Origin of the sequence: Kitasatospora cinereorecta (assembly GCF_024172095.1) — a bacterium.
Lineage (GTDB): Bacteria > Actinomycetota > Actinomycetes > Streptomycetales > Streptomycetaceae > Kitasatospora > Kitasatospora cinereorecta.
In genome coordinates this window covers 80732-105361 of record NZ_JAMZDX010000007.1, presented here as the reverse complement: position 1 = coordinate 105361, position 24630 = coordinate 80732, and the positions used below count along the sequence as shown (strand labels likewise).

Below are 24630 nucleotides of genomic sequence, written 5' to 3'. Positions count from 1 at the left end.
ACCGGTTTAGGCTCGCTGGCGCCGCGCAGACCGTCGGGGTACCACCGTGCCCCGGGCCCGTCCGACGCTGGGAGGACGCGTGACCGCACACCACGCCCTGAGGTTCGGCGCCAACTACGTGCCCTCGTCGGGCTGGCTGTACAGCTGGCTGGACTTCTCCGCCGACGACGCCCGGCGCGACCTGGAGGACCTGGCGAGCCTCGGTCTGGACCACATCCGGGTGTTCCCGGTCTGGCCGTGGATCCAGCCCAACCGGGCACTGATCCGCCGCCGGGCCGTCGACGACCTGCTGCACCTGGTCGACCTGGCGGCCGAGTTCGAGCTGGACGTGGCGGTCGACCTGCTCCAGGGGCACCTGTCCAGCTTCGACTTCCTGCCGTCCTGGGTGCTCACCTGGCACCAGCGCAGCCTGTTCGCCGACCGCGCGGTGCGCGACGGCATCACCGCGTACGTGGACACCCTCGCCCGGGCGCTCGCCGACCGGCCGAACGTCTTCGCCCTCACCCTCGGCAACGAGGTGAACAACCTCTGGCCGGCCAACCCCGCCACCCCCGCGCAGTCCTCCGCCTGGGCCGCCGAACTGCTCGACGTCGCCCGCGCGGCCGCACCCCGGCTGCTCGGCCTCTACTCGCTCTACGACGCCGCCTGGTACGAGCCGGCACACCCCTTCCACCCGGTGGACGCGGTCACCCTCGGCGACCTGACCACCGTGCACTCCTGGGTGTTCAACGGCGTCTCCGCGATCGACCGCCCGCTCGGCCCGGCCACCACCTCGCACGCCGACTACCTGGTCGAACTCGCCGCCGCCGGCTCGCCCGACCCGCACCGGCCGGTCTGGCTGCAGGAGGTCGGCGCCCCGCAGCCGGACGTACCGGCCGCCGACGCGCCCGCCTTCGTCCACCGGATGCTCGACCAGGTGCTGGTCAACCCGGCGCTGTGGGGCGTGACCTGGTGGTGCTCGCACGACCTGGACCGCTCACTCGCCGACTTCCCCGAACGCGAGTACGAGCTCGGCCTGTTCACCACCGACCACCGCCGCAAGCCGGTCGCCGACGCGCTCGCCCGGGCGATCCGCATCGTACGCACCCCCGCCGCCGACCGGCCCGCCCTGGTCTGCGACACCGATCCGGTGGCCCGCCCGGACCTGCGCGCCGAACTCGCCCCGGGCAGCGCCTTCCACACCGAGTGGGTACGGCTGCGCCAGGCCGGCCCGCTCGCCATCGTTCCCGCCGCGCGCGCCGACGACCCGGCGTACCTGGCGGCCCGCTCGATCCGCACCGTGCTGTCCCGCACCTGAGCCTCCCACCACCGCAACCGCCGCACCGCCGAGCACCATCCGCACCGCCCCGGCCCCACCCCTCGCTGGATCGGAGTACCCGGATGAGACGACGCCTGCCCCTCGCCCTCGCCGCGGCCCTGGCCGCCGCTGCCCTGGCCACCGCCCCCACCCCCGCACCCGCCGCGGCCGGTGCACCGACCTCCTTACCGGCGACCGCCGCCGGCACCCAGCCGTATGCCTCGTACTGGTACCCGAATACCCTGCTGAGCTGGGACCCGGCCACCGACCCGGACGCCCGCTTCAACCGCGCCCGGGTGCCGCTGCAGCCCCGCACCTCGGACTCGGCGCTGAAGGCCAACCCCAACGCGCACGCCGGTGAGGGCCGGATCGTCTCGCTGGCCGCCTTCGCCCCGACCTCCGGCAACCCCTCGCAGGGCTCCACCGACCCGAACTCCTACGCCTTCGACTACTGGCAGTACGTCGACACCCTGGTGTTCTGGGGCGGCTCCGCAGGCGAGGGGCTGATCCTCGCCCCCAACCCGACGGTGATCGACGCCGCGCACCGCAACGGCGTCAAGGTCTACGGGACGGTGTTCTTCCCACCCACCGCGTACGGCGGACAGCTCCAGTGGGTCCGGGACTTCGCGCAGCGCTCCGGCAGCCGCTTCCCGGTCGCCGACAAGCTGGCGCAGGTCGCGCAGTACTACGGCTTCGACGGCTGGTTCGTCAACCAGGAGACCGACGGCGGCGACGCGACGCTCGCCGCCGACCTGCGCGACGAACTGCGCTACGCCCGCACCCTCGGGCCGACCGGGTTCATGTGGTACGACGCGATGACCGAGTCCGGCTCGGTGGACTGGCAGAACGCGCTGACCTCCGCCAACGACGCCTTCCTCCAGGACGCCGGCCGACGCACCGCCGACTCGATGTTCCTGAACTTCGGCTGGACCTCCGCGGGCCTCGACTCCTCGCGCAGCCTGGCCCGTTCGCTCGGCCGCAGCGAGTACGAGCTGTACTCCGGGATCGACACCGAGGCCGACGGCTGGAACACCTCGGTCGACTGGAACGCGCTGTTCCCGCCGAACAGCCCGCACACCACCTCGCTCGGCCTCTACCGCCCGGAGTGGACCTGGAAGTCCGCCGCCGACCGGGCCGACTTCCACGCCCGCGACGCCCGCTACTGGGTCGGCGCCAACGGCGACCCCTCGAACACCACCACCACGTCCGCCTGGAAGGGCCTCGCGAACTACGTCGCCGAGTCCTCGCCGATCACCGCCAAACCGTTCGTCACCTCCTTCGACGCCGGGCAGGGCGACTTCTGGGCCTCGGCCGGCACCCGGGTCTCCACCACCGCCTGGAACAACCTCTCCCTGCAGGACGTCCCGCCCACCTACCACTGGCTGGTCTCCTCCACCGGCAGCAGGCTCACCCCCGCACTGGACTTCACCGACGCCTACGAGGGCGGATCCTCGCTGCGCCTGAGCGGCACCCTGGACGCCACGAACACCGTGCGGCTGTACCAGAGCCGGCTGCCGGTCGCCGCCGACACCAAGCTGTCGGTGGTGCTGCGCACCCCGGCCGCCGGGCCGACCCACCTCAGGGCCGCCGTCTCCTTCACCGACGCGCCGACCACCTTCACCACCCTCGACCTCGGCTCGACCGCTTCGGTCGGCTGGGAGCGCCGCACCCTCGACCTGTCCGCCTTCGCCGGGCGCACCATCGCCCAGATCGGGCTCCAGGCGAGCGGCTCGGTGCCCTCGTACGACGTCCGGATCGGCCAACTGGCCGTCTACGACGGGACGGTGGACGCCGCCGCGGCGCCGACCGGGCTGACCGTGCTGGGCAGCACCGACGTGTCGGCGACCCGCAAGTCGCTGCGGCTGTCCTGGACGGCCTCGGCGAGCGGCGCCGTCCACCACTACGAGGTCTACCGCCGCAACCCGGACGGCACCCGGACCTTCCTCGGCGCCACCCCGAACGACGCCTGGTTCGTGCCACAGTTGGACCGGGTCGGCAGCGAGACCTCCACCACCCTGGAGGTGGAGGCGGTCTCCACCGAAAACGGCCGCTCGGCCGCCGCGAGCACCACGATCGCCTGGTCCACCGGCGCCGCCTCGAACCTGGCGCTGAACCGCCCCGCCACCGCCTCCGGGCAGTGCAACGGCAACGAGGGCCCGGCCAAGGCCGTCAACGGCAGCGTCTCCGGCGGCACCGGCGACAAGTGGTGCACGCTGACCGGCAGCAAGTGGCTGGAGGTGGACCTCGGCTCGGTGCGGTCGCTGTCCCGCTTCACCGTGAAGCACGCGGCCGCCGGCGGCGAGTCCGCCGCGTGGAACACCCGCGACTTCACCGTCCAGGTCCGCAGCTCCACCGCCGACCCGTGGACCACCGCGGTCACGGTGACCGGCAACACCGCCGCCACCACCGACCACCCGGTGTCCGTCTCCGCCCGCTATGTGCGGCTGGTGGTCACCAGGCCCACCCAGACCACCGACCCCGCTGCCCGCATCTACGAATTCGAGGCCTGGGGAGCGTAACGTCGTTCCCTGGGGGAGCCGAGCAGGAAGGAACCGCCCCCGTGCCGGTCACCATCACCGCCGTCGAGTCCACCGATCTGTTCACGGGCACCGAGGCCGCGCCGCGCCAGGTGCTGCGGGTGACCCTGGAGGGCCCGCCCGCCGCGATCACCGTCGACGGCCCGGGGGTCCGCGGCGGGGCGACCGGTACGGGAGTGGTCGAGGTACCCCTGGAGGTCGACGACCCGGTCCCGGGCGAGCGCCGCCCGGTCACCGTCACCGCCGGCCCGGCCCGGCGGACGGCCGAGCTGGAGGTCGCCGAACCGGGCTGGACCATGTACCTGGTCTCGCACTTCCACTACGACCCGGTCTGGTGGAACACCCAGGCCGCGTACACCTCGCCGTGGGAGCTGCTCTCCGGTGACGCCACCACCCGCCCGCTGTGGGAGCGCAACGGCTTCGCCCTGGTCGACGCGCACCTCGACCTGGCGCTGCGCGACCCGGTGTACCGCTTCGTCCTCGCCGAAGTCGACTACCTCAAGCCCTACTTCGACCAGCACCCCGAGCGCCGGGCGCAGCTGCGCGAGCTGCTGGCGCGCGGGCAGGTGGAGCTGGTCGGCGGCACCTACAACGAGCCGAACACCAACCTGACCGGCGCCGAGACCACCATCCGCAACATCCTCTATGGCATCGGCTACCAGCGCGACATCCTCGGCGGGGACCCGCGCACCGCCTGGCAGTTGGACGTCTTCGGCCACGATCCGCAGTTCCCCGGCTACCTGGCCGCGGCCGGCCTGACCGGCAGCGCCTGGGCGCGCGGGCCGTTCCACCAGTGGGGGCCGATCCAGAAGAACTTCCGGGAGGCGAAGGACGACGCCACCGTGATGCAGTTCCCCAGCGAGTTCGAGTGGATCTCGCCGTCCGGCCGCGGCGTGCTCACCCACTTCATGCCGCACCACTACTCGGCCGGCTGGTGGATGGACTCCTCGCCCGACCTGGCCGCCGCCGAGCAGGCGGTGTACGAGCTGTACCGCAAGCTCAAGCCGGTCGGCGCCACCCGCAACCTGCTGCTGCCGGTGGGCACCGACTACACCCCGCCGAACAAGTGGGTGACCGAGATCCACCGCTCGTGGGCGGCGAAGTACCTGTGGCCGCGGTTCGTCTGCGGCACCCCGCGCGACTTCCTCACCGCGGTCCGCGCCGAACTCGCCGAACGCGGCCTGCGTCCCAGCCCGCAGACCCGCGACATGAACCCGGTCTACACCGGCAAGGACGTCTCGTACATCGACACCAAGCAGGCCCAGCGGGCCGCCGAGGTGGCGGCGCTGGACGCCGAGCGGTTCGCCACCCTGGCGGCGCTGCAGGGCCTCGGCCGCTACCCGGAGGCCGCGCTGGACAAGGCATGGCGCCAACTCGCCTACGGCGCGCACCACGACGCGATCACCGGCTCGGAGTCCGACCAGGTCTACCTCGACCTGCTCGGCGGCTGGCGGGAGGCGCACGACCTGGCCGCCGGGGTGCGCGACACCGCGCTGGACGCGCTGGTCGGCCGGATCGGCCTCGACGGCGCCTCGGTGGTGGTCGCCAACAGCCTCTCCTTCGACCGCTCGGGTGTGGTCGCGGTGCGCCTGCCCGAGGAGCACCGGGAGCGGCTGCGGGTCGCCGACGACCGCGGGACGCCGGTGCCGAGCGCGGTCGACCGGGGCACGCTGTACTTCCGTGCCGACTCCGTCCCGGCCCTGGGCTGGCGCAGCTGGCGGCTGCTGGAGGGCCGGGCCCGGCCGGCCTGGACCGCCGCCGCGGGCCTGACCGCGGAGAACACCCGCTACCGGGCGACGGCCGACCCGGCCCGGGGCGGCGGCCTGTCCGCCGTCCTCGACCGGCTGCACGGGCGCGAGTTGATCCGGCCCGGCCAGGTCGGCAACGAGCTGCGGGTGTACGAGGAGTACCCGCAGCACCCGGACTTCGGCGAGGGCCCCTGGCACCTGGTCCCCAAGGGCCCGGTGACCGGCTCCGGCGAGGCGCCGGCCGCGGTGCGGCGCGAGGTCGGACCGCTGGGCGAGCGGCTGGTGGCGTCCGGCGCCGTCGACGGGATCCGCTACGAGCAGACCGTCACCCTGTGGGCGGGCGTGGACCGGGTCGACTTCCGGACCCGGGTGGTCGACTACGCGGGCGCGGACCGGCTGCTGCGGCTGCGCTTCCCGGTCGACCTGCCGGGCGCGCTGCCCGTCAGCGAGGTGGCCGGCGCGGTGGTCGGCCGCGGCTTCGCCCTCCCCGACGTGGACGCCGCCGAGGCGCCCTGGACGCTCGACAACCCGGCCAACACCTGGTTCGGCCTCGGCTCGACCGCCCGGGTCCGGCTCACCGACCCGTCCGGCGCCGCGCTCGGCGAGCGTGCCCTCGGCGTGGCCGAGGTGGTGGTGCCGGACCTGGCGTCCGCCGCCGACGCCCGTGACCTGGTGGTGGCCCTCGCCCGGGTCGGGGTCACCGCGACCACGGCGAGCGCCGACTGGTCGCGCTACGGCTGGCTCGACGTGGACTCCAACCTGCCGGACGTCCGGCTGGTGCTCGGCGGCCCGGAGACCAACGACGCCGCCCGCGAACTGCTGGAGCGGGCCGGCGCCGAGTACGCCGCCGTCCTCGCCGAGCACGGCCGGGTCTGGGTGCCCGCCGAGAAGCCGCTGCACGAGGTCTGGCAGCCCGGCGCCGACCTGCGCGACCTGCGGGCCCTGCCCGCCCTGGTGGTCGCCGACCCGGCCGCCCTCGCCGCGGACCTCGCCGACGCGCAGGTGACCGCCGTCTGCCCCGGCGCGCTGCCCGCCTCCGAGCAACTCACCAACCACACCGTCGCCCTGCTCACCTACGGGCTGCCCGGCTTCGCCGTGGACCCGACCGGCGCCCTGCACCTGTCCCTGATGCGCTCCTGCACCGGCTGGCCCTCCGGCGTGTGGATCGACCCGCCGCGGCGCACCCTGCCCGACGGAGCGTCCTTCCAACTCCAGCACTGGACGCATGAGTTCAGCTATGCCCTGGTCGGCGGCGCGGGCGACTGGCGGGACTTGGCGCTGCCCGCCCAGGGCCAGGAGTTCAACCACCCGCTCCACCCCCGGGTGGCCGACGCGCAGCACGGCCCACTGCCGGCGATCTGCTCCTGGCTCCGGGTGGAGCCCGAACGCGAGGTGCTGCTCGGCGCGTTGAAGCCCACCGGTAACCCCACCGCCCACGGCTCCGCCCGGGCGCTCGACCCCGTCGCGGACGGCGTCACCCTGCGGCTGGTCGAGTCGACCGGCCTCGGCCGGCAGGCCACCCTCGGCGGCGCCCTGCGGCTCGACGGGCTGCGCACCGCCGACCTGCTGGAGCACCCGGGCGGACCGGCCGGCGACCTGGTGCTCACCGGCTCCGAGGTGGCCACGCTGACCGGCACGGCCGCCGCGACCGCCGTGGCCGGCGAGCGCGGTGACGTGCCGCTCGGCCCGGCCGCCGAGCCGGCCCAGCCGGTGCACGCCCGCTACTGGCTGCACAACCGGGGGCCCGCGCCGATGGGCTACCTGCCGGTCTCGGTGGGCCTCTCCCCCGGCCTGCTGCGGACCGCCGGCGAACCGGTCGAACTCTCCGCCGTGCTCGCCTCGCACCTGGTGGACGCCGCCGTCGAAGGCTCCGCCGAGATCCTGGTGCCCGAGGGCTGGACGGTCGACCTGCGGCGCCGCCCGTACCGACTGGACGCCGGCGGTCACGTCCGCTTCCCGCTGACCGTCAACCCGGCCGACGGCGCCGCGCCCGGCCTCTACTTCGTCGCGCTGCGCACCGAGTACGGCGGGCAGACCGTCGAGGACGTGGCCACCGTCGCGCTCGGCGACCTGCCCGGCATCCTGCCCGTGCCCGGCGAGGTGCCGGAGGACTGGTCGGCCGCCCAGGGCACCCGCGCCGACGCGGGCCGGGACACCGGACTGGACGTGGACGTGGCCGCCACCACTCTGCGGGTGGCGCCCGGCGGGCGGGCCGAACTGGGCGTGGTCCTGGCCAACCGCACCCGCGGCGAGATCCGCGGCGAACTCCAGCTGGTCGCGCCCTGGGGCGTCTGGGACGCGATCGCCGCACCCGTCCGCGGCTTCACCCTGGCGCCCGGCGCCGAGCGGACCGAGCGCTTCGAACTCGCCGTCCCCGCCGACGCCGACCCGGGCGCGTACTGGGCGCTCGCCAAGGTGATGTGGTTCGGCCGCTGCCAGTACGCGCCGACCGTGGAGCTGGTGATCGAGCCGTGAGCCGCCCCCACGTCCACCGCCCCGAGGCGCTCGGACTGCTCGGGCTGCTCGACGGACGGCCCCTGCCGCGGACCGAACTCGACCGCCGGCTCGCCGCGTTGCGCACCGGCCCGCGCGCCTCGGCGCTGCCCGTGCCCGGCAGCGCCGAGGACCGGCAACTGACCCGCTGGGTCGCCCAGGTCGTGCTGACGGAGTCGCTCTGCGAGGCGGAGGCCGCATCCCGCAGCCTCGACTGCGCGGCGGCGCCACCCGTACGGCTCGACCAGCGGGCGGCCGTCGAGCTGGGGTCGATCACGGCGGCGGCGTTCGAGGGCAGCGCGGCCGTCCGGGCCGTGTTCGCCGACGTCACGGCAGAGGTGGACATCCCCCCGGAGCAGCGGACCGCCCACCCGGCGCCGCCGCCCGCACTGCTGTGGCAACTCGTCACCCCGGACGGCGAGTTCGACGCCGACCCGGCGACCCTGCCGCTCGCCCTGGCGGCCGCCCTGCGCGCCGCCCCGCCGGGCACCGAGGTCACCGCGGACGGCTGGACCGCCACCCTGCGCGGCACCCGCTCCACCGCCCCGCCCGCCGACCCCACCGCCGAACTGCTCGCCGCCGCCTGCCGGATCGCCTTCGTCCGCTGGCTCGACCACGCCCGCGCCCACCGCCTCACCCTCCTCCCCGGCCTCGAACACCCCGGCGACCCCGCCCAACCCGACAACCACCACCGCCACTGACGCCACCGTTCGCCATGCGCTGTCGCAGCAGTTCGCCGAGGTCGTACGACACCGGCTCGTCCAGCTGCTCGTAGGTGCACGTGTCGGGGGTCCGGTCAGGGCGCCAGCGCACCGAGGCCGGACGGGACCGACCCGCCGCGCAGCGCTACTGCAGCAGCTCGCCCAGGTCGTACGACACCGGCTCGTCCAACTGCTCGTAGGTGCACGTGTCCGGCGTCCGGTCGGGGCGCCAGCGGCGGAACTGGGTGGTGTGGCGGAAGCGGGTGCCCTCCATGTGGTCGTACGCGACCTCGATCACCCGTTCGGGTCGCAGGGGTACCCAGGAGAGGTCCTTCTTGCCGGTCCAGCGGCTCACCGCGCCCGGCAGCCGGGAGGCGGCCTGGGCGTCCTCCTCGGCCCAGGCGGCCCACGGGTGGCCGGTGAGGTCGTCGGGGCGCAGCGGGGCGAGTTCCTCGACCAGTTCGCGGCGGCGGGCCATCGGGAAGGAGGCGCACACGCCGACGTGCTGGAGCGTCCCGTCGGCGTCGTACAGGCCGAGCAGCAGCGAGCCGACCACCGGTCCGCTCTTGTGCTCGCGGTAGCCGGCCACCACGCAGTCGGCGGTGCGGGCGTGCTTGACCTTGAACATGGTGCGTTCACCCGGCCGGTACGGCTGGTCGAGCGGTTTGGCGACGATGCCGTCCAGTCCGGCGCCCTCGTACTGGGAGAACCAGGTGCGGGCGGTCTCCATCGAGGTGGTGGCGGGGGCGAGGTGGACCGGCGGGCGGGCGCCGGCGAGCGCCGCGGCGAGGGCGTCGCGGCGCTCGGTGAGCGGCCGCTGGTCGACTGCTTCGCCGTCGAGGGCGAGCAGGTCGAAGGCGACCAGCGAGGCGGGGGTGCGTTCGGCGAGGGTGCGGACGCGGGAGGCGGCCGGGTGGATGCGTTCCAGCAGTTCCTCGAAGTGCAGTCGGCCGTCGTGGGCGATGACGATCTCGCCGTCGACCACGCAGCGCTCCGGCAGCTGTGCCCGGACGGCCTCGACCACCTCGGGGAAGTACCTGGTCAGCGGCTTGCCGGTGCGGCTGCCGAGTTCCACTTCGTCGCCGTCGCGGAACACGATGGCGCGGAAGCCGTCCCACTTGGCCTCGTACTGCATGCCGGGCGGGATGTCGGCCACGGACTTGGCCAGCATCGGCGAGACGGGCGGCATCACGGGTAGCTCCATGCCTCCGATGGTGCAGGCCAGCGCGCGCGGGCGCACGGCGGTCCGCCTAGCGTGGGCGTCATGGCAGGAGCTGTGGAACTGGAGGTGGACGGCCGCGCGGTCCGGCTGTCCAACCCGGACAAGGTGTACTTCCCGGAGCCGGGGTTCACCAAGCGCGACGTCGCCGAGTACTACCTGGCGGTGGCCCCGGGGGTGCTGCGCGGGCTGCGGAACCGGCCGACCACGCTGCAGCGCTTCCCGGACGGGGTGGAGGGCGAGTTCTTCTACCAGAAGCGCGCCCCGAAGGGCCTGCCGGAGTGGCTGCCGACCGCCCGGATCGCCTTCCCGAGCGGCCGGACCGCGGACGAGATCTGCCCGAACGAGCCGGCCGCCGTGCTGTGGGCGGCCAACCTGGGCTGCCTGACCTTCCACCCGTGGCCGGTGCGCCGCGGTGACACCGAGCACCCGGACGAGCTGCGGATCGACCTCGACCCGCAGCCCGGCACCGACTTCCACGACGCGGTGCGGGCCGCCCACCAGCTGCGCGTCCTGCTGGAGGAGTACGGGCTGCGCGGCTGGCCGAAGACCTCCGGCGGGCGGGGCCTGCACGTGTACGTGCCGCTGGAGCCGCGCTGGACGTTCACCGACTGCCGGCACGCGGTGATCGCGCTCGGCCGGGAGCTGGAGCACCGGATGCCCGGCGAGGTGACCACCAAGTGGTGGAAGGAGGAGCGCGGCGAGCGGATCTTCGTCGACTACAACCAGATGGCCCGCGACCGCACCATCGCCTCCGTGTACTCGCTGCGCGCCCGCCCGCAGGCCACCGCGTCCACGCCGCTGCGCTGGGAGGAGTTGGACGAGGTCTCCCCCACCGACTTCGACCTGCGCACGGTGCCCGAGCGGTTCGCCGAACTCGGCGACCTGCACGCCGACATGGAGGAGCACGCGTTCGGCCTGGACGCGCTGCTGGAGCTCTACGCGCACCAGGACGCCGGTGACCTTCCGTACCCGCCGGACCATCCGAAGATGCCCGGCGAGCCGGCCCGGGTCCAGCCCAGCCGTGCCCGGAAGAGCTGAGCGATGGCCGAGCCGATGGCCGGACGGCCGTACATGCCGGGCTACGGCATCCGGCCCGCGCAGGAGGGCAGCGGGCTGCTCTCCTGGGCGTGGGCGCGGCGGCAGTTGACCGAGTCGCACGAGTACTGGGTGGCCACCGCCCGGCCGGACGGGCGCCCGCACCTGATGCCGGTGTGGGGGGTGTGGCTGGACGAGGCGCTGTGGTTCAGCAGCAGCCTGCGCTCCCGCAAGGCACGCAATCTGGCGGCCCGGCCCGAGTGCTCGGTCGCCACCGACAACGCGCTCGACCCGGTGGTGCTGGAGGGCCGGGCGGAGATCGTCACCGGGCTCGCCGACATCGGCCTGTTCCTGGACGCGCTCAACGCCAAGTACCGCACCTCGTACCGGATCGACTTCCTCGACCCGGCGGTCAACGCCACCCTGCGGGTCGAACCGGACCAGGCGATCGGGCTGCTCCATGGCGACTTCACCGGCTCCCCGACCCGCTGGCGCTTCAGCCGCTGACGACACCGCGGCCGGGTGGCGGAAAACCGATTGCCGGGGTGGACGAACCGCTGCGAGGCTTCCCGGCATGTCCCAGACCGCCGGCTCCGCCGTGTCCACGCTGTTCTCCCACGGGCGGCTGACCGCCATTCCCCGCCGGGCGGCCCGCCGCGAACAGCTGCTGACCCACCTCGCCGAGACCCTGTTCGTCCCGGGCCGCCGCTACACCGAGGCCGAGGTGAACGACGCGCTGCGCACCGTCCACGACGACTGCGCGGCCCTGCGTCGCTACCTGGTCATCGCCGGTCTGCTGGAGCGCGACCGGGACGGCAGCGGCTACGGCCGCACCGTCCCGGTCCCCGCCTGAATCCCCAGCTAGCGCAGGCCGCGCAGGTACTCGCGGTTGAGTACGGAGATGCCGGTCAGCGGGATGCCCTTGGGGCAGGCGGTGGCGCACTCGCCGGTGTTGGTGCAGCCGCCGAAGCCCTCGGCGTCCATCGCCTCGACCATGGCCCGGGCCCGGCCGGCCCGCTCGGGGGCGCCCTGCGGGAGGACGTTCAGGTGGACGACCTTGGCGGCGGTGAAGAGCATGGCCGAGCCGTTCGGGCAGGCGGCCACGCAGGCGCCGCAGCCGATGCACTCGGCGTGTTCGAAGGCGAGGTCGGCGGCGTCCTTGGGGACGGGGGTGGCGTGCGCCTCGGGGGCGGAGCCGGTGGGTGCGGTGATGTAGCCGCCGGAGCCGATGATCCGGTCGAAGGCGGAGCGGTCCACCACCAGGTCGCGGACCACCGGGAAGGCGCCGGCCCGCCAGGGTTCGACGTCGATGGTGTCGCCGTCGGCGAAGTGCCGCATGTGCAGCTGGCAGGTGGTGGTGCGCTCGGGGCCGTGCGCCTGCCCGTTGATCACCATGCCGCAGGCGCCGCAGATGCCCTCGCGGCAGTCGTGGTCGAAGGCGACCGGCTGGTCGCCGCGCAGGATCAGTTCCTCGTTGAGGGTGTCCAGCATCTCCAGGAACGACATGTCGGGGCTGATGCCGGAGACGTGGTACTCGGTCATCGCGCCGGGGGCGTCGGGCCCGCTCTGGCGCCAGATGCGCAGGGTGAGGTTCACGCGTAGCTCCGCTGGGTGGGGTGGACGTGCTCGAAGACGAGGTGCTCGCGGTGGAGCACGGGCGCGCCGCCGGTGTACTCCCAGGCGGCCGCGTAGCTGAACTCCTCGTCGTTGCGGGCGGCTTCGCCGTCCGCAGTGGCGGACTCGGTGCGGAAGTGGCCGCCGCAGGACTCGGCGCGGTGCAGCGCGTCCAGGCACATCAGCTCGGCGAGTTCGAAGTAGTCGACGAGGCGGTTGGCCTTCTCCAGTGCCTGGTTGAGCTCGGCGCCGGTGCCGGGCACCTTGATCCGGCGCCAGAACTCGGCGCGCAGTTCGGGGATCCGGGCGAGCGCCCGGCGCAGGCCGGCCTCGTCGCGGGCCATGCCGCACTCGTCCCAGAGCAGTTCGCCGAGTTCGCGGTGGAAGGAGTCGGGGGTGCGGTCGCCGTCCACGGCGAGGATGAGGTCCAGCCGGTCGGCGACGTCCGCCTCGACGGCCTCGATCTCGGGGTGGTCGGCGGCGACCGGGTCGAGCCGGGTGGAGCCGAGGTAGTGGTTGAGGGTGGGCGGCAGGACGAAGTACCCGTCGGCGAGGCCCTGCATCAGGGCGCTCGCGCCGAGCCGGTTGGCGCCGTGGTCGGAGAAGTTGGCCTCGCCGATGGCGAACAGGCCCGGGACGGTGGTCTGCAGGTCGTAGTCGACCCACAGTCCGCCCATCGTGTAGTGGATCGCCGGGTAGATCCGCATCGGGACGGTGTACGGGTCCTCGGCGGTGATCCGCTCGTACATCTCGAACAGGTTGCCGTACTTGGCCTCGACGGCCGCCCGGCCCATCCGGGCGATCGCGTCGGCGAAGTCGAGGTAGACGCCCTGGCCGCCGGGGCCGACGCCGCGGCCCTCGTCGCAGACCACCTTGGCGGCGCGGGAGGCGATGTCGCGCGGCACCAGGTTGCCGAAGGCGGGGTAGATCCGCTCCAGGTAGTAGTCGCGCTCGTGCTCGGGGATCTCACCGGGCGGGCGGGTGTCGCCCTGCGCCCTGGGCACCCAGATCCGGCCGTCGTTGCGCAGCGACTCGCTCATCAGGGTGAGCTTGGACTGGTGGTCGCCGGAGCGCGGGATGCAGGTGGGGTGGATCTGGGTGAAGCACGGGTTGGCGAAGAAGGCGCCGCGCCGGTGGGCCCGCCAGATCGCGGTGGCGTTGGAGTTCTTGGCGTTGGTGGAGAGGTAGAAGACGTTGCCGTAGCCGCCGGTGGCGAGCACCACGGCGTCCGCGAGGTGGGTGGTGAGTTCGCCGGTGACCAGGTCGCGGGCGACGATGCCGCGGGCCCGGCCGTCGACGACGACCAGGTCGAGCATCTCGGTGCGGGCGTGCATCTCGACGTTGCCGGCGGCGATCTGCCGGGACAGCGCCTGGTAGGCGCCGAGCAGCAGCTGCTGGCCGGTCTGGCCGCGGGCGTAGAAGGTGCGGGAGACCTGGACGCCGCCGAAGGAGCGGGTGTCCAGCAGTCCGCCGTACTCGCGGGCGAACGGGACGCCCTGGGCCACGCACTGGTCGATGATCTCCACCGAGACCTGGGCCAGCCGGTGGACATTGGACTCGCGGGCGCGGAAGTCGCCGCCCTTGACGGTGTCGTAGAACAGCCGGCGGACCGAGTCGCCGTCGTTGCGGTAGTTCTTGGCCGCGTTGATGCCGCCCTGGGCGGCGATCGAGTGGGCCCGGCGCGGCGAGTCCTGGAAGCAGAACTGCACGACGTGGTAGCCCTGTTCGGCGAGGGTGGCGCCGGCCGCGCCGCCGGCCAGGCCGGTGCCGACCACGATCACGGTGTGCTTGCGGCGGTTGGCCGGGTTGACCAGCTTGGCCTCGAACCGCCGCTGGTCCCAGCGCTGTTCGATCGGCCCGGCGGGGGCCTTGGTGTCGGCGATCGGCTCGCCGACGCGGTAGTCGAGGTAGCTCATCGGACCACTCCGGTCATGACGGCGACGGGGACGGACAGGAAGCCGGCGGTCAGCAGCAACGCGGTCGCGTTCGCGGTGAGCTTCAGCGCCCGGTCCCGGCGCGGGTTGTTGGCGCCCAGGGTCTGGGCGGCGCTCCAGAAGCCGTGCCGGACGTGCAGGCCGAGCGCGAGCATCGCCAGGCAGTAGATGCCGCCGCCGTACCAGGTGGAGAAGGAGGCCACGATGTTCTGGTACGGGTGGCCCTCCTCGCCGCGCGGGTTCACGGTCAGCGTGGTGAGGTCCAGGATGTGCCAGACGATGAACAGGCCGAGGATCACCCCGCCCCAGCGCATCGTGCGGGTGGCGTAGCTCGTCCGCTGCCGCCGGTGGACGTACTTCTGCGGCCGGGCGGCCGCGTCCCGCCGGCTCAGCTGGTAGGCGGCGACGGCGTGGGCGACCACGGCGGCCAGCAGCACCACGCGGGCCAGCCAGAGGAACCAGCCGTAGTGCAGCAGCGGCTCGCCGAGGGTGCGCAGCCAGTGCGCGTAGCCGTTGAGGTCCCCGGGCCCGAAGAACACCTTGAGGTTCCCGAGCATGTGGAACACCAGGTAGAGCAGCATCACGAGCCCGCTGACCGCCATGACCGCCTTCTTGCCGACGGTCGAGCGCCACAGGGTCGCCAGGGTGGACGGACGGCGGACCGCCCGGGTCAGGAGAGCCATGCCCACGACGGTAGGCAGCCGGGTCCGGATCCGTCCAAGACATGAAAGTGCTGGTGACGATAGCCGCAGCCTATGATGGCCGGTGTGCAGTTGCAGCAGCTCCGCTACTTCCTGGCCGTCGCCGAGACCGGGCACTTCACCCGGGCGGCCGAGGCGACCCATGTCGCCCAGCCCTCGCTCTCCCAGCAGATCCGCTCCCTGGAGCGGGAGTTGGGCGCCGAGCTGTTCCACCGCTCGCGGGCCGGCACGGTGCTCACGGATGCCGGGCAGGCCCTGCTGCCACTGGCCCGGCGCATCCTCGCGGACACCGAGAGCGCCCGGCAGGCGGTGCAGGAGACCGTGCAGCTGCGGCGCGGCCGGGTGCGGTTCGGGGCGCCGCCGAGCCTGTGCACCAGCCTGGTGCCGGACGTGCTGCGGGTCTTCCGGGCCCGGTACGCCGGGGTGGACCTGCAGCTGCGCGAGGGCGGCTCGCGGGACCTGCGGCAGGGGCTGGAGGCGGGCGAGCTGGACCTGGCACTGGTGATCGCCCCGGCGGCGGGCGAGCCGGCCGGACTCGCGGTCACCGCGCTGCTGCACGAGGAGCTGGTGCTGGTCTCGGCCGGCCCGCTGCCCCGCCGGCGGGCCCGGATCGAGGACCTGCGGGAGCAGCCGCTGGTGATGTTCCGCGAGGGCTACGACCTGCGGGAGACCACGCTGGCGGCGTGCCGGGCGGCCGGGTTCGAGCCGCGCTGGGCGGTGGAGGGCGGCGAGATGGACGCGGTGCTGGCCTCGGTCCGGGCCGGGCTGGGGCCGGCGGTGCTGCCCGGCATGGTGGCGGCCCGGTCGGGACTGACGGTCGCCCCGTTCGCCGCCCCCGGGCTCGGGCGGACCATTGCGCTGGCGCACGGCCGGGAGGTGCCGCTGAGCCGGGCCGCCGCGGAGTTCCGGGCGACCCTGCTGGCGCACGTCGCCGAGGCGGCCCGGGCCGGCGCCCTTCCGCCCGGCAGCCGGCTCCTGCCCGCGGCGGGCTGAGCGGCCGGGCGTAGGCTGGCGCCCGTGCTGGAGAAGATCTTGGCCGAGGCCGCGCGGGGCGCCTTCCCCGCCCCGGACGGCTCCGTGACCGTCGTACCGCAGCCCTCCGACCGGGAGGCCGGGGTGCTCGCGCTGACCGCGCACGCCGTGGTGTTCTGCGACGAGGACCCGCGGTGGATCCGCGAGACGATCGCGGCCGCCCCGACCGACGCGCTCGCCGCCCCGCTGTCGCCGCACGTGCTGGTCGCGCTCGCCGCGCGCACCGGCCGCACCCTCGGCAACACCGACCTGCTCACCGTCGCCGACCGGCTGCCGGGCGAGCCGCCGGTGGCGCTCCGGGAGATCACCGACCGGGAGCACCCGCGGATCGTCCGCGCGCTGGCGTTCCGCGACGACGTGCGGGTGTGGGCGGCGGACGGCGGCCTGCTGGCGCTGGGGCGCGGCGTGGCCGGCCGGTGGGAGGCCGCGATCGAGGTCGAGCCGACGGCGCGCGAGCGGGGGCTCGGCCGGGCACTGGCGGTGGCCGCCCGCCACCTGGTGCCGTCCGGCGACGTGGTGTGGGCGCAGCAGGCGCCCGGCAACGCCCGCAGCGTCCGCGCCTTCCAGGCGGCGGGTTACCGGCCGGTCGGCGCCGAGGTCCTGTTGGTGCGCAAGGCGCACTGATCGCCCCCTTGGCGCGCTGCCGGGTCCGCGGCCCGTACCAGCTCGCCCCGGCCGCGGACCCCGAACTGCCGGTACAGCCTGGTCAGGTTGGCCTCCACCGCCTTCACCGACAGGTGCAGTGAGGCGGCGATCTCCCGGTTGGTCGCACCGCCGCGGACCAGCCCGAGGATGTCGCGCTGCACCGGGGTCGGGTCCGGCTCGGCCGGGTCCAGCTCGGCCAGGGCGGCCTCGGTGTGGCGCAGCCACGGGGTACAGCCGGCCCGCGCGTAGCGGTCCGCGGCCTCCCGCAGCTCGCTCCGGGCCGCGGCGCGGCGGCGGGCCCGACGTTCCAGGCGGCCGAGGGCCAGCTTGGCCCGGGCGATCTCCAGCGGGTACGGGTGGTGCTCGGGGATCGTGGCGCGCAGCGCGTCCGCGGCGCTGCGCGGGTCGCCGTCGACGGCGGCGAGGACGGCCTCGGCGCGGTCCAGCCCGAGCAGCACGACCTCCCGGCCGAGCCGCCGGGCCCGCTCCCGCCCGTCGGCGATCGTCTCGGCGGCCGCCCCGGCCTCGCCGGTGAGCGCCAGCGCCTCGGCCAGGTCGGCGTCGAGCAGGAACAGCGCCGGATCGTCGAACTGCAGCCGCCGCAGCAGCTGTCGGGCCTGCCGGAAGTGGCCGACCGCCGCCGCGGGTGTGCCGCGCAGCAGGTCGACCCGTCCCCGCAGGCCGTGCGCGTAGGCCAGCCACTCGCGGTCCTGGTCGCTCGCGGCGGCCAGGATCGCCGCGTCCAGCAGGTCGGCGGCCCGCTCGACGGTGCCGGCGTTGAGTTCGGCGGCGCCGCCGAGCACCCGGGCCGGGCCGGGCGCGGGTTCGATCCGTTCGCGCAGCTCGTACGCGGCGCGGCCGAAGGTGTAGGACTCGGCGCAGCGGCCGGCCCGCTCGTACACCGACGCGGCGACGTAGAGCACGGTGCACAGGTCCTCGGTGCGGCCGGCCCGCTCCACCTCGGCGCGCAGCGCGTCCACCTCGGCGAGGGCGCACTCGACGGCTCCGGTGCGCAGGTGGGCGACGGCCAGGCCCTGGCGGACGAAGACGGCGGCGCCGGTCAGCGGGCGGCCCGCGGACAGCCGGCGGCCGCGCTCCAGCAGGGCGAGGCCGTGGGCGGGGTCGCTCGACAGCTCGATCGGGGCGCGGACGGCGAGCACCTCGACCAGCAGGTCGGGGTCGTCCGCGGCGGCTGCCTCCCGTTCAGCGGCGGCGAGTTCGGCCAGGCCGGCGGTGTGGTCGGCGTGGTGCAGGGCGCGGACCGCCCGCTCCTGCCGGACGGCGGCGGCGAGCGCCGGCACGCCCTCCGCCTCGGCGGCGGCCGCGGCGAGCAGCGCCCCGGTCTCCGGGTGGTCCGGGCCGAGCAGCCGCACCAGCAGCAGGGCGGCCTGCACGCGGACGTCGCGGCCGGGCGCGGCGGACAGCCGCTCGCCGCAGGCCCTGGCCAGGTCGGGGAGCCCGGCGGTGGCGGCGTTGCGGGCGGCCGCGAGCAGCCGGCGGGCGGCGGCGTCCGGATCGTCGCCGGTGTGCTCGGCGGCCAGCCGGAGCAGGTCGGCGGCGGTGCCGGGGGCGCCGCGAGTGAGCGCGGTGTCGGCGGCGCGGTCGAGTTCGGCGGCGATCGCCGGGTCGGGGTGCTCGGCGGCCAGCGCCCGGTGCCGGGCGCGTTCGACCGGGTCGGCGGTGAGCCCGGCGAGCAGCCGGTGGGCCTCGCGCCGGGCGGCGGGCGGGGCGTCCGCGGCGACCAGTTCGGCGAGCAGCGGGTGAGCGAACTGCAGGGCGCCGCCCGGTCCGTGGACCAGTACGCCCTGCTCGACGGCGGCGCCGAGCGGGCCGGTCAGCTGCTCGGGCAACGGGGTGCCCGGGCGGGCCGCGGCGAGGACCGCGAGGGCTCGGCGGGCGTCCTCGGGCAGGGCGGTGAGCCGGGCGGCGACCAGGTGGCGCAGCCGCTGCGGGACGCCGAGCGGCCGCCCGGGGTCGGCGGCGAGCGCCGCGTGCTCGCCCCTGCCACGCAGCTCCCGCCCCAACTCCAGGGCGAAGTAGGCGTTTCCGGCACTGACAGCGTGGACGCGGGCGAGCGTGAGACCGGCCAGGCGCAGGCCGAGGCGCTCACGCAGCAGGGCGCCCACGGCGCGCTCGGCGAGCGGGCCGACCGGCAGCTCGGTGACCGGGCGGGGGCAGAGCTCGGCCGTCACCGGGTCGTGGTCGGTCCGTTCGGTGACCACGAAGCGGAGCCGCCGGTCCGCCAGCCTGCGGGCGGCGAAGGCGATCACCTGCCGGCTGGCCTCGTCCAGCCACTGGGTGTCGTCCAGCAGCACCAGCACCGGTCCGCGCGCGGCCAGCCGCCGCAGCGCCTCCAGCGCCGCGACCCGGACCGCCAACGGGCCGGTGGCGGTGCCGGGTTCGGGTGCGGTGTGCAGCAGGGCCCGCTCCAGGGCGAGCCGCAGATGGGCGGGAAGCTCCTCGGCGAGGCCGGGGAGGGCCCCGCCGAGGAGGTCGATCAGGGCGAGGTGCGGCAGTCCGGACTCGGCCGTCGTCGGACTGCTCCGGAGCACCGACTCCCCCGCGGATCCGGCCTCCTCGGCCAGCGCGTCCAGCACCGCCGTCTTCCCGATGCCGGCCGGCCCGTGCAGCAGCACGCTGCCCTGAACGAGCGCCGCGCGGATCCGGTCCAGCAGGTCCGCGCGGTCGACGAGTTCCCCTGTCATGGCGGATCAGTGTGCCGCCTCGGGGGCGCGGGCGCGAGGCTACCGGGTGGTATGGACCACTTTGCTGCCTCGCGCCCGCGCGGATCAGCCGATGGCGACGTCGTCCACCAGGAACGTGGTCGCCAGGTAGGCGTCCTCCTGGCCGGCGAACTCCACGCTCACGGTCTGGCCCTTGTAGGCGCTCAGGTCGACGGTGCGCTGGACGTAGCCGGCGCTCGCGTTGGCGTTGGAGTAGGTGGCCCGGGTGGCGCCGTTGACGTTCACCTTGAGGGTGTCGTAGACGGTGGAGCCGCTCTCCTGGGTGGTGACCTTCAGCCAGAAGGTGAGCCGGGGGCTGCCGGTGGCGGGCACCGCGATGCCGCTCTGGCTGAGCGATTCGGTGGCGGCGCTGCCGTAGCCCATCATCCACGCGTACCAGGAACCGCCGTGCGCCGTCTGCTGGGTGGAGTTGGTGATGTCGTCGGCGCTCTGCGTCCAGCCGGTGGCGCCCTGCTCGAACCCGCCGTTGGCCAGCGCGTTGCCGCCCGGGCCCGGGTCGGTCGGGGTGGGGGTCGGGGTGGGCGTGCCGTTGCCCGGGTCGGGCAGGGCGGTGCCGACGCCGGCCGATGCCCACGCCTTGGAGACGATGTACCGCTCCTGGGAGTTGGTGCCGTACAGGTCGGCGGCGGCCTGCAGGGTGGCGGTGCGGGCGGCCGCGTAGTTGGTGGTCGACGTCATGTAGGCGGTCAGCGCGCGGTAGTAGATCGCGGCGGCCTTGTCGCGGCCGATGCCGGCGAAGGAGTCGCCGTTGCACGGCGTGCCGTTGTGCGGCAGACCGCCGATGGTCTTGGCGCCGGTGCCCTCGGCGGCGAGGTAGAAGAAGTGGTTGCCGATGCCGGAGGAGTAGTGCACGTCCACCGAGCCGGCGCCGGAGTTCCAGCAGGACAGGCTGGACCCGTCGGACGCCGGGTTGTCCATGCGGCGGAAGTAGCCGTTCGGCATGTGGAGCTTCTCGCCGATGTAGTAGTCGCCCGGGTCGTTGGCGTTGGCGGCGTAGAACTCCACCATGGTGCCGAAGATGTCGCTGGTCGCCTCGTTGAGGCCGCCGGACTCGCCGGAGTAGTTCAGGCCCGCGGTGGCCGCGGTGACGCCGTGGGTCATCTCGTGGCCAGCGACGTCGAGCGAGGTGAGCGGGGTGTAGCCGTTCTGCGAGCTGCCGTCGCCGAAGGACATGCAGAAGCAGCTGTCGTCGTAGAACGCGTTCAGCAGGTTGTTGTCCACGTGCACGTACGCGGGTGCGCCGCGGCCGTCGTTGCGGATGCCGGAGCGGTTGAACGTGCTCTTGTAGAAGTCCCACGTCTTGGCCAGGCCGAAGGCGGCGTCGACGGCGGCGCTCTCCCGGCTCGACGTACTGCCGTTGCCCCAGGAGTTGGTGGACTTGGAGAACGTCCGGGCGTTCTGCGCGGGGTTGGACTGGGGGCTGTTGTACGAGTCGTAGACGGTGGTGGAGCCGTGCAGCGCGTCCGTGAGGGTGTAGCCGCTGCCGGACTGGGTGGTCTCCAGCGACACCTGGCCGTCGTGGATGCCGTTGCCGGTGCCGGAGACGTCCTGGTGCAGCTCGTACTGGTCGAGGACGGTGCCGCCGGCCGCGTCCAGGATCACCGCCTCGCGCGACTCGGCCCCCTCCTCGCCCGCGCCGGTGACCGTCGAGCGGTAGGCGAGGACCGGGACCTTGCCGACCGCGTAGACGACCAGTTGGCTGTCCGGGCCGGCGGCCCTGGCGTTCTTCACGTGCTTGGCGTGGCGGACGGCGGTGGTGGATGCGTCCGCCGTGGTGAGCGTGGGGGTCACCGTGGACAGGGTGATCGCGCCCTGGTGGGCGAGGTCCGAACCGGTGATCCGGCCGTCCGCGGCGCGGTGGACCACGAGGTCGCCGCCGATCACCGGCAGGCCGCGGTAGGTACGGTCGTAGCGGACGTGGCGGGCGCCGTCGGTGTCCACCAGGACGTCCTTGACCTGGAGGCGCTCGTCCGGGGCCAGGCCGAGGGCGCGGGCGGTCGCCGCGGCGTCCCGGTCGGCGGTGGCGAGCGCCTGCGCGCGGGCGTCCGCGGACAGGGACCGGAAGCCCGGGGTGGGGCGGGCCGAACTGGCCAGCGCCGTGGACTGGGTGGCGGCCACGGTCGCGGTGCCCAGGGTGAGGGCAGCCGCGACGGCTGCCGCCAGGGCGGTCTTGCGGGTCATCACATTCCTCCCGCCGAGCCGGGGTCGGTGGGGGTGACCGGCTCGACGGAGGGACGCTAGGGCCCGGGCATGTCCATGCGACACGCCTCCGGCGGGGAGCAAGGGTCCCGCAAGGGTTGCCCGAACATCAAGGCAGGGGCGCCGGCGGGTTCAGCAGGCCGGTGGAGGAGGCACTTCCGAGCGGTGCGAGCACCATGGAAGCGCCATGAGAACGTCATGGAGTGACCTCCGGCCACCGGCATAGCGTCTCCTGTGCAGACCCGCCGCCCCGACCGGGCGGATCCAACGGCCCCAAGGAGAACAGCACCCATGCTCAAGCTCCCCATCACCCGACGCACCATCACCCTCGGCGCCGCAGCCGTCGCCCTCGCCGGCGGCCTCACGCTCGCAACCGGCGGCGCGGCATTCGCCGACAGCGGCTCCGCCGACCTGTCCACGGCCAACTGCGGCGGCTACGCGGCTTGGAACACCAACCAGGCATGGGGGTCCGTCTACTCGAAGAACGGCACGTACTGTCTCGTCTCGATCTCCCAGAACGGGGGGTCCGTCAGGAGCTACGGAACCACGGGTGGCTACACCACCACCATGCCGTACTGGCGTGGCTGGTCCTCGGCCGGACCGTACCTCCACGACCGGGTCTGCGTGACCGACTACGCGAGCAACACGGCACGCTGCATCGACCTGTAGTCGCGGTGTGGGCCGGACCCGACGGACCGGGCCCGGCCCACACGCACCCTGCTGTCCGTGCCCCCCCTACGCGCCCCTCAGAGGTTGATTCCGCTGCACCGTGATTGACTCGTCTGCCGACGAACCCGACAGCGTTCGAAGACAAGGAAGACGCGATGAAGCTTCTCCTCACCTCCGGCGGCGTCAGCAACCGGAGCATCCGCGACGCCCTCGTCGACATGCTGGGCAAACCCATCGCCGAGTCCACCGCCCTGTGCATCCCCACCGCGATGTACGGCATGCTGCCCGGGACGGCGGTCATGACGTGGCGGCAGATCGCCGGGCAGACGCCCACGCCCATGGTCGAGCTGGGATGGAAGTCCGTGGGCATGCTGGAGTTGACTGCGCTGCCCAGCATCGACGAGGAGAACTGGGTCCCCTTGGTCCGGGAGACCGATGCCCTGCTGGTGTGCGGCGGCGACGTGCTGTATCTGCACCACTGGATGCGCGAGTCCGGCCTGGCGGATCTGTTCCCGTCGCTCAGCGGGACGGTCTACGTGGGACTGAGCGCCGGCAGCATGGTGATGGCCCCGCACGTCGGCGAGGAGTTCGTGGGCTGGAAGCCGGCCACCGGCGGCGACAGCGCGCTGGGCATGGTCGGTTTCTCGATCTTTCCGCATCTGGACCATGTGATGTGCCCGGAGAACACCATGGCCGACGCCGAACGGTGGGCCGCGCGGGTGCCGGTGCCGGGGTACGCGGTCGACGACGAGACGGCCATCACGGTGGTGGACGGTGTCGTCGAGGTCGTCTCCGAGGGGCACTGGAAGCTCTTCGAGCGCTAAGGCCTCAAGGCCTGTCCGCGTGGGAGGCGCCGGTCGCGGCGATGATCCGTACGGCGTCCGCGATCTGGGTGTCCGTCAGGTCGCCGCGGGCGGTGAGGCGGAGGCGGGAGATGCCGTCCGGGACGGACGGGGGGCGGAAGCAGCCGACGGCGAGGCCGGCGGTGCGGCAGTCGGCGGCCCAGCGGACGGCGGCGTCCGGGCCCGGGGCGCGGACGGAGACGACGGCGGCGTCCGGGGTGGAGGCGTGGAGTCCGGCGGCGGTGAGTCGGTCGGCGAGGGTGCGGGCGACCTCGCGGGCGCGCTCGGCGCGCTCCGGTTCGGCGCGCAGCAGTCGCAGGGCGCCGAGCGCCGCACCGACGGCGGCGGGGGCGAGGCCGGTGTCGAAGATGAAGGTCCGGGCGGTCTCGACGAGGTGCCGGATGACGCGTCGCGGGCCGAGGACGGCGCCGCCCTGCGAGCCGAGGGACTTGGAGAGGGTGACGGTGGCGACGGTGTCGGGCCGTCCGGCGAGGCCGAAGGCGGCGGGGGCGCCGGCGCCGCCGGGGCCGAGGACACCGAGGCCGTGGGCGTCGTCGATCAGGAGGGCGGCGCCGTGGTCCTGGGCGGCGGCGGAGAGTTCGGCGAGGGGGGCGGCGTTGCCGTCGACGGAGAAGACGGAGTCGCTGACGACCAGCGCGCGGCGGTGGGTGCGTTCGGCGAGGATCCGGCGGACGGCGGCCGGGTCGGCGTGCGGGGCGCGGTGGACGTCGCTGCGGGAGAGCCGGCAGCCGTCGATCAGCGAGGCGTGGTTGTACGCGTCGGAGACGATCAGGGTGTCCGGGTCGGTGAGGGCGGTGAGGGCGGCGAGGTTGGCGGCGTAGCCGGAGGCGAACACGAGGGCGGCTTCGAAGCCGCAGAACGCGGCGAGTTCGTCCTCGAGTTCGGTGTGGAGCGCGGTGGTGCCGGTGACCAGCCGGGAGCCGGTGGCGCCGCCGCCCCAGCGCAGGGCGGCGTCGGCGGCGGCGCGGGTGACGGCGGGGTGGTGAACCAGGCCGAGGTAGTCGTTGCTGGCCAGGTCGAGGACCGGGTCGTCGGCGGGTCGGCTGCGCAGGGTGCGGGTGAGCCCGGCGGCGGCGCGCAGGTCGGCGGCCTCGTCGAGCCAGTCGAACACGGTGTCGGGGGCGAGGGTCGGCTGCTGCGCGGCGGTGTGGACCATGCTCGGCACTCTGTCATCCGGGGTCGGGGCGGGGCAATGT

At 74.3% G+C, this 24630-nt stretch carries 18 protein-coding genes; 11 read left to right on the top strand and 7 right to left on the bottom strand.

Features of this window, described 5'->3' with window-relative positions; translation table 11 throughout:
- Nucleotides 1–79 precede the first annotated feature (79 nt).
- The 4 genes from FHR36_RS33205 (at nucleotide 80) to FHR36_RS33190 (ending at nucleotide 8776) form a co-directional block, all read left to right on the top strand.
- On the top strand, nucleotides 80–1297 hold the full coding sequence (locus tag FHR36_RS33205; RefSeq protein WP_253803413.1) for a glycoside hydrolase 5 family protein: 1218 nt from the start codon (nucleotides 80–82) through the stop codon (nucleotides 1295–1297).
- Between the two features lie 83 nt (nucleotides 1298–1380).
- Nucleotides 1381–3816 carry an endo-beta-N-acetylglucosaminidase gene (locus FHR36_RS33200; RefSeq protein WP_253803411.1) on the top strand — a complete coding sequence of 812 codons (2436 nt, stop codon included), beginning with the start codon at nucleotides 1381–1383 and terminating at the stop codon, nucleotides 3814–3816.
- Between the two features lie 41 nt (nucleotides 3817–3857).
- On the top strand, nucleotides 3858–8057 hold the full coding sequence (locus tag FHR36_RS33195; RefSeq protein ID WP_253803409.1) for a glycoside hydrolase family 38 N-terminal domain-containing protein: 4200 nt from the start codon (nucleotides 3858–3860) through the stop codon (nucleotides 8055–8057).
- Nucleotides 8054–8776 carry a DUF7158 domain-containing protein gene (locus FHR36_RS33190; protein WP_253803407.1) on the top strand — a complete coding sequence of 241 codons (723 nt, stop codon included), beginning with the start codon at nucleotides 8054–8056 and terminating at the stop codon, nucleotides 8774–8776. Before FHR36_RS33195 ends, FHR36_RS33190 begins: the two co-directional genes overlap by 4 nt.
- Before the next feature lie 145 nt (nucleotides 8777–8921).
- Here the strand turns inward: FHR36_RS33190 and FHR36_RS33185 are convergent, their stop codons facing one another.
- The gene (locus FHR36_RS33185) at nucleotides 8922–9980 is read right to left on the bottom strand and encodes an ATP-dependent DNA ligase (RefSeq protein WP_253803406.1); all 1059 of its coding nucleotides are present in this window, start codon (nucleotides 9978–9980) and stop codon (nucleotides 8922–8924) included.
- Nucleotides 9981–10052: 72 nt separating this feature from the next.
- On the opposite strand from FHR36_RS33185, the gene ligD reads away from it, so the two are divergent.
- From ligD to FHR36_RS33170, 3 genes are all read left to right on the top strand, one after another.
- Nucleotides 10053–11036, top strand: a complete 984-nt coding sequence (gene ligD / locus FHR36_RS33180; RefSeq protein WP_253804119.1) for a non-homologous end-joining DNA ligase — start codon at nucleotides 10053–10055, stop codon at nucleotides 11034–11036.
- Nucleotides 11037–11039: 3 nt separating this feature from the next.
- Nucleotides 11040–11540: a pyridoxamine 5'-phosphate oxidase family protein gene (locus FHR36_RS33175; protein WP_253803404.1), complete on the top strand. Its 501-nt coding sequence runs from the start codon at nucleotides 11040–11042 to the stop codon at nucleotides 11538–11540.
- Between the two features lie 67 nt (nucleotides 11541–11607).
- The gene (locus FHR36_RS33170; RefSeq protein ID WP_253803402.1) at nucleotides 11608–11886 is read left to right on the top strand and encodes a DUF2087 domain-containing protein; all 279 of its coding nucleotides are present in this window, start codon (nucleotides 11608–11610) and stop codon (nucleotides 11884–11886) included.
- Between the two features lie 8 nt (nucleotides 11887–11894).
- Here FHR36_RS33170 and FHR36_RS33165 read toward each other — a convergent pair whose 3' ends face one another.
- The 3 genes from FHR36_RS33165 to FHR36_RS33155 are packed head-to-tail and all read right to left on the bottom strand — an operon-like array spanning nucleotide 11895 to nucleotide 15264.
- Nucleotides 11895–12629, bottom strand: a complete 735-nt coding sequence (locus FHR36_RS33165; protein WP_253803400.1) for a succinate dehydrogenase/fumarate reductase iron-sulfur subunit — start codon at nucleotides 12627–12629, stop codon at nucleotides 11895–11897.
- The gene (locus tag FHR36_RS33160) at nucleotides 12626–14563 is read right to left on the bottom strand and encodes a fumarate reductase/succinate dehydrogenase flavoprotein subunit (RefSeq protein WP_253803398.1); all 1938 of its coding nucleotides are present in this window, start codon (nucleotides 14561–14563) and stop codon (nucleotides 12626–12628) included. Before FHR36_RS33160 ends, FHR36_RS33165 begins: the two co-directional genes overlap by 4 nt.
- Nucleotides 14560–15264, bottom strand: a complete 705-nt coding sequence (locus FHR36_RS33155) for a succinate dehydrogenase cytochrome b subunit (RefSeq protein WP_253803396.1) — start codon at nucleotides 15262–15264, stop codon at nucleotides 14560–14562. The genes FHR36_RS33160 and FHR36_RS33155 overlap by 4 nt, the downstream gene beginning before the upstream one ends.
- A gap of 84 nt (nucleotides 15265–15348) precedes the next feature.
- On the opposite strand from FHR36_RS33155, the gene FHR36_RS33150 reads away from it, so the two are divergent.
- Together FHR36_RS33150 and FHR36_RS33145 are read left to right on the top strand one after the other, a co-directional pair.
- Nucleotides 15349–16275, top strand: coding sequence for a LysR family transcriptional regulator (locus FHR36_RS33150; RefSeq protein WP_253803395.1), 927 nt, complete (start codon nucleotides 15349–15351; stop codon nucleotides 16273–16275).
- Nucleotides 16276–16290: 15 nt separating this feature from the next.
- Nucleotides 16291–16938: a GNAT family N-acetyltransferase gene (locus tag FHR36_RS33145; RefSeq protein WP_253804117.1), complete on the top strand. Its 648-nt coding sequence runs from the start codon at nucleotides 16291–16293 to the stop codon at nucleotides 16936–16938.
- Here FHR36_RS33145 and FHR36_RS33140 read toward each other — a convergent pair.
- Nucleotides 16890–19664, bottom strand: coding sequence for a helix-turn-helix transcriptional regulator (locus tag FHR36_RS33140; protein ID WP_253803394.1), 2775 nt, complete (start codon nucleotides 19662–19664; stop codon nucleotides 16890–16892). The genes FHR36_RS33145 and FHR36_RS33140 overlap by 49 nt on opposite strands.
- A gap of 84 nt (nucleotides 19665–19748) precedes the next feature.
- Entirely contained in the window at nucleotides 19749–21884 is a 2136-nt protein-coding gene (locus FHR36_RS33135; RefSeq protein ID WP_253803393.1) for a M4 family metallopeptidase, read from the bottom strand.
- A gap of 309 nt (nucleotides 21885–22193) precedes the next feature.
- Here FHR36_RS33135 and FHR36_RS33130 point away from each other — a divergent pair, with 309 nt between their 5' ends.
- The gene (locus FHR36_RS33130; protein WP_253803392.1) at nucleotides 22194–22571 is read left to right on the top strand and encodes a hypothetical protein; all 378 of its coding nucleotides are present in this window, start codon (nucleotides 22194–22196) and stop codon (nucleotides 22569–22571) included.
- A gap of 155 nt (nucleotides 22572–22726) precedes the next feature.
- Nucleotides 22727–23395 (top strand): Type 1 glutamine amidotransferase-like domain-containing protein, encoded by a 669-nt coding sequence (locus FHR36_RS33125; protein WP_253803391.1) that lies wholly within the window; start codon nucleotides 22727–22729, stop codon nucleotides 23393–23395.
- Between the two features lie 4 nt (nucleotides 23396–23399).
- Here the strand turns inward: FHR36_RS33125 and FHR36_RS33120 are convergent, their stop codons facing one another.
- Nucleotides 23400–24590: an 8-amino-7-oxononanoate synthase gene (locus tag FHR36_RS33120; protein ID WP_253803390.1), complete on the bottom strand. Its 1191-nt coding sequence runs from the start codon at nucleotides 24588–24590 to the stop codon at nucleotides 23400–23402.
- Nucleotides 24591–24630: the final 40 nt, after the last annotated feature.

Excerpts from the sequence above, each read along its gene's own strand:
- FHR36_RS33125 (WP_253803391.1), top strand. The coding sequence starts at position 22,727 with ATGAAGCTTCTCCTCACCTCCGGCGGCGTCAGCAACCGGAGCATCCGC.
- FHR36_RS33140 (WP_253803394.1), bottom strand. The coding sequence starts at position 19,664 with ATGACAGGGGAACTCGTCGACCGCGCGGACCTGCTGGACCGGATCCGC.
- FHR36_RS33160 (WP_253803398.1), bottom strand. The coding sequence starts at position 14,563 with ATGAGCTACCTCGACTACCGCGTCGGCGAGCCGATCGCCGACACCAAG.
- FHR36_RS33135 (WP_253803393.1), bottom strand. The coding sequence starts at position 21,884 with ATGACCCGCAAGACCGCCCTGGCGGCAGCCGTCGCGGCTGCCCTCACC.
- FHR36_RS33155 (WP_253803396.1), bottom strand. The coding sequence starts at position 15,264 with ATGGCTCTCCTGACCCGGGCGGTCCGCCGTCCGTCCACCCTGGCGACC.
- FHR36_RS33120 (WP_253803390.1), bottom strand. The coding sequence starts at position 24,590 with ATGGTCCACACCGCCGCGCAGCAGCCGACCCTCGCCCCCGACACCGTG.
- FHR36_RS33175 (WP_253803404.1), top strand. The coding sequence starts at position 11,040 with ATGGCCGAGCCGATGGCCGGACGGCCGTACATGCCGGGCTACGGCATC.
- FHR36_RS33200 (WP_253803411.1), top strand. The coding sequence starts at position 1,381 with ATGAGACGACGCCTGCCCCTCGCCCTCGCCGCGGCCCTGGCCGCCGCT.
- FHR36_RS33130 (WP_253803392.1), top strand. The coding sequence starts at position 22,194 with ATGCTCAAGCTCCCCATCACCCGACGCACCATCACCCTCGGCGCCGCA.
- FHR36_RS33170 (WP_253803402.1), top strand. The coding sequence starts at position 11,608 with ATGTCCCAGACCGCCGGCTCCGCCGTGTCCACGCTGTTCTCCCACGGG.
- FHR36_RS33185 (WP_253803406.1), bottom strand. The coding sequence starts at position 9,980 with ATGGAGCTACCCGTGATGCCGCCCGTCTCGCCGATGCTGGCCAAGTCC.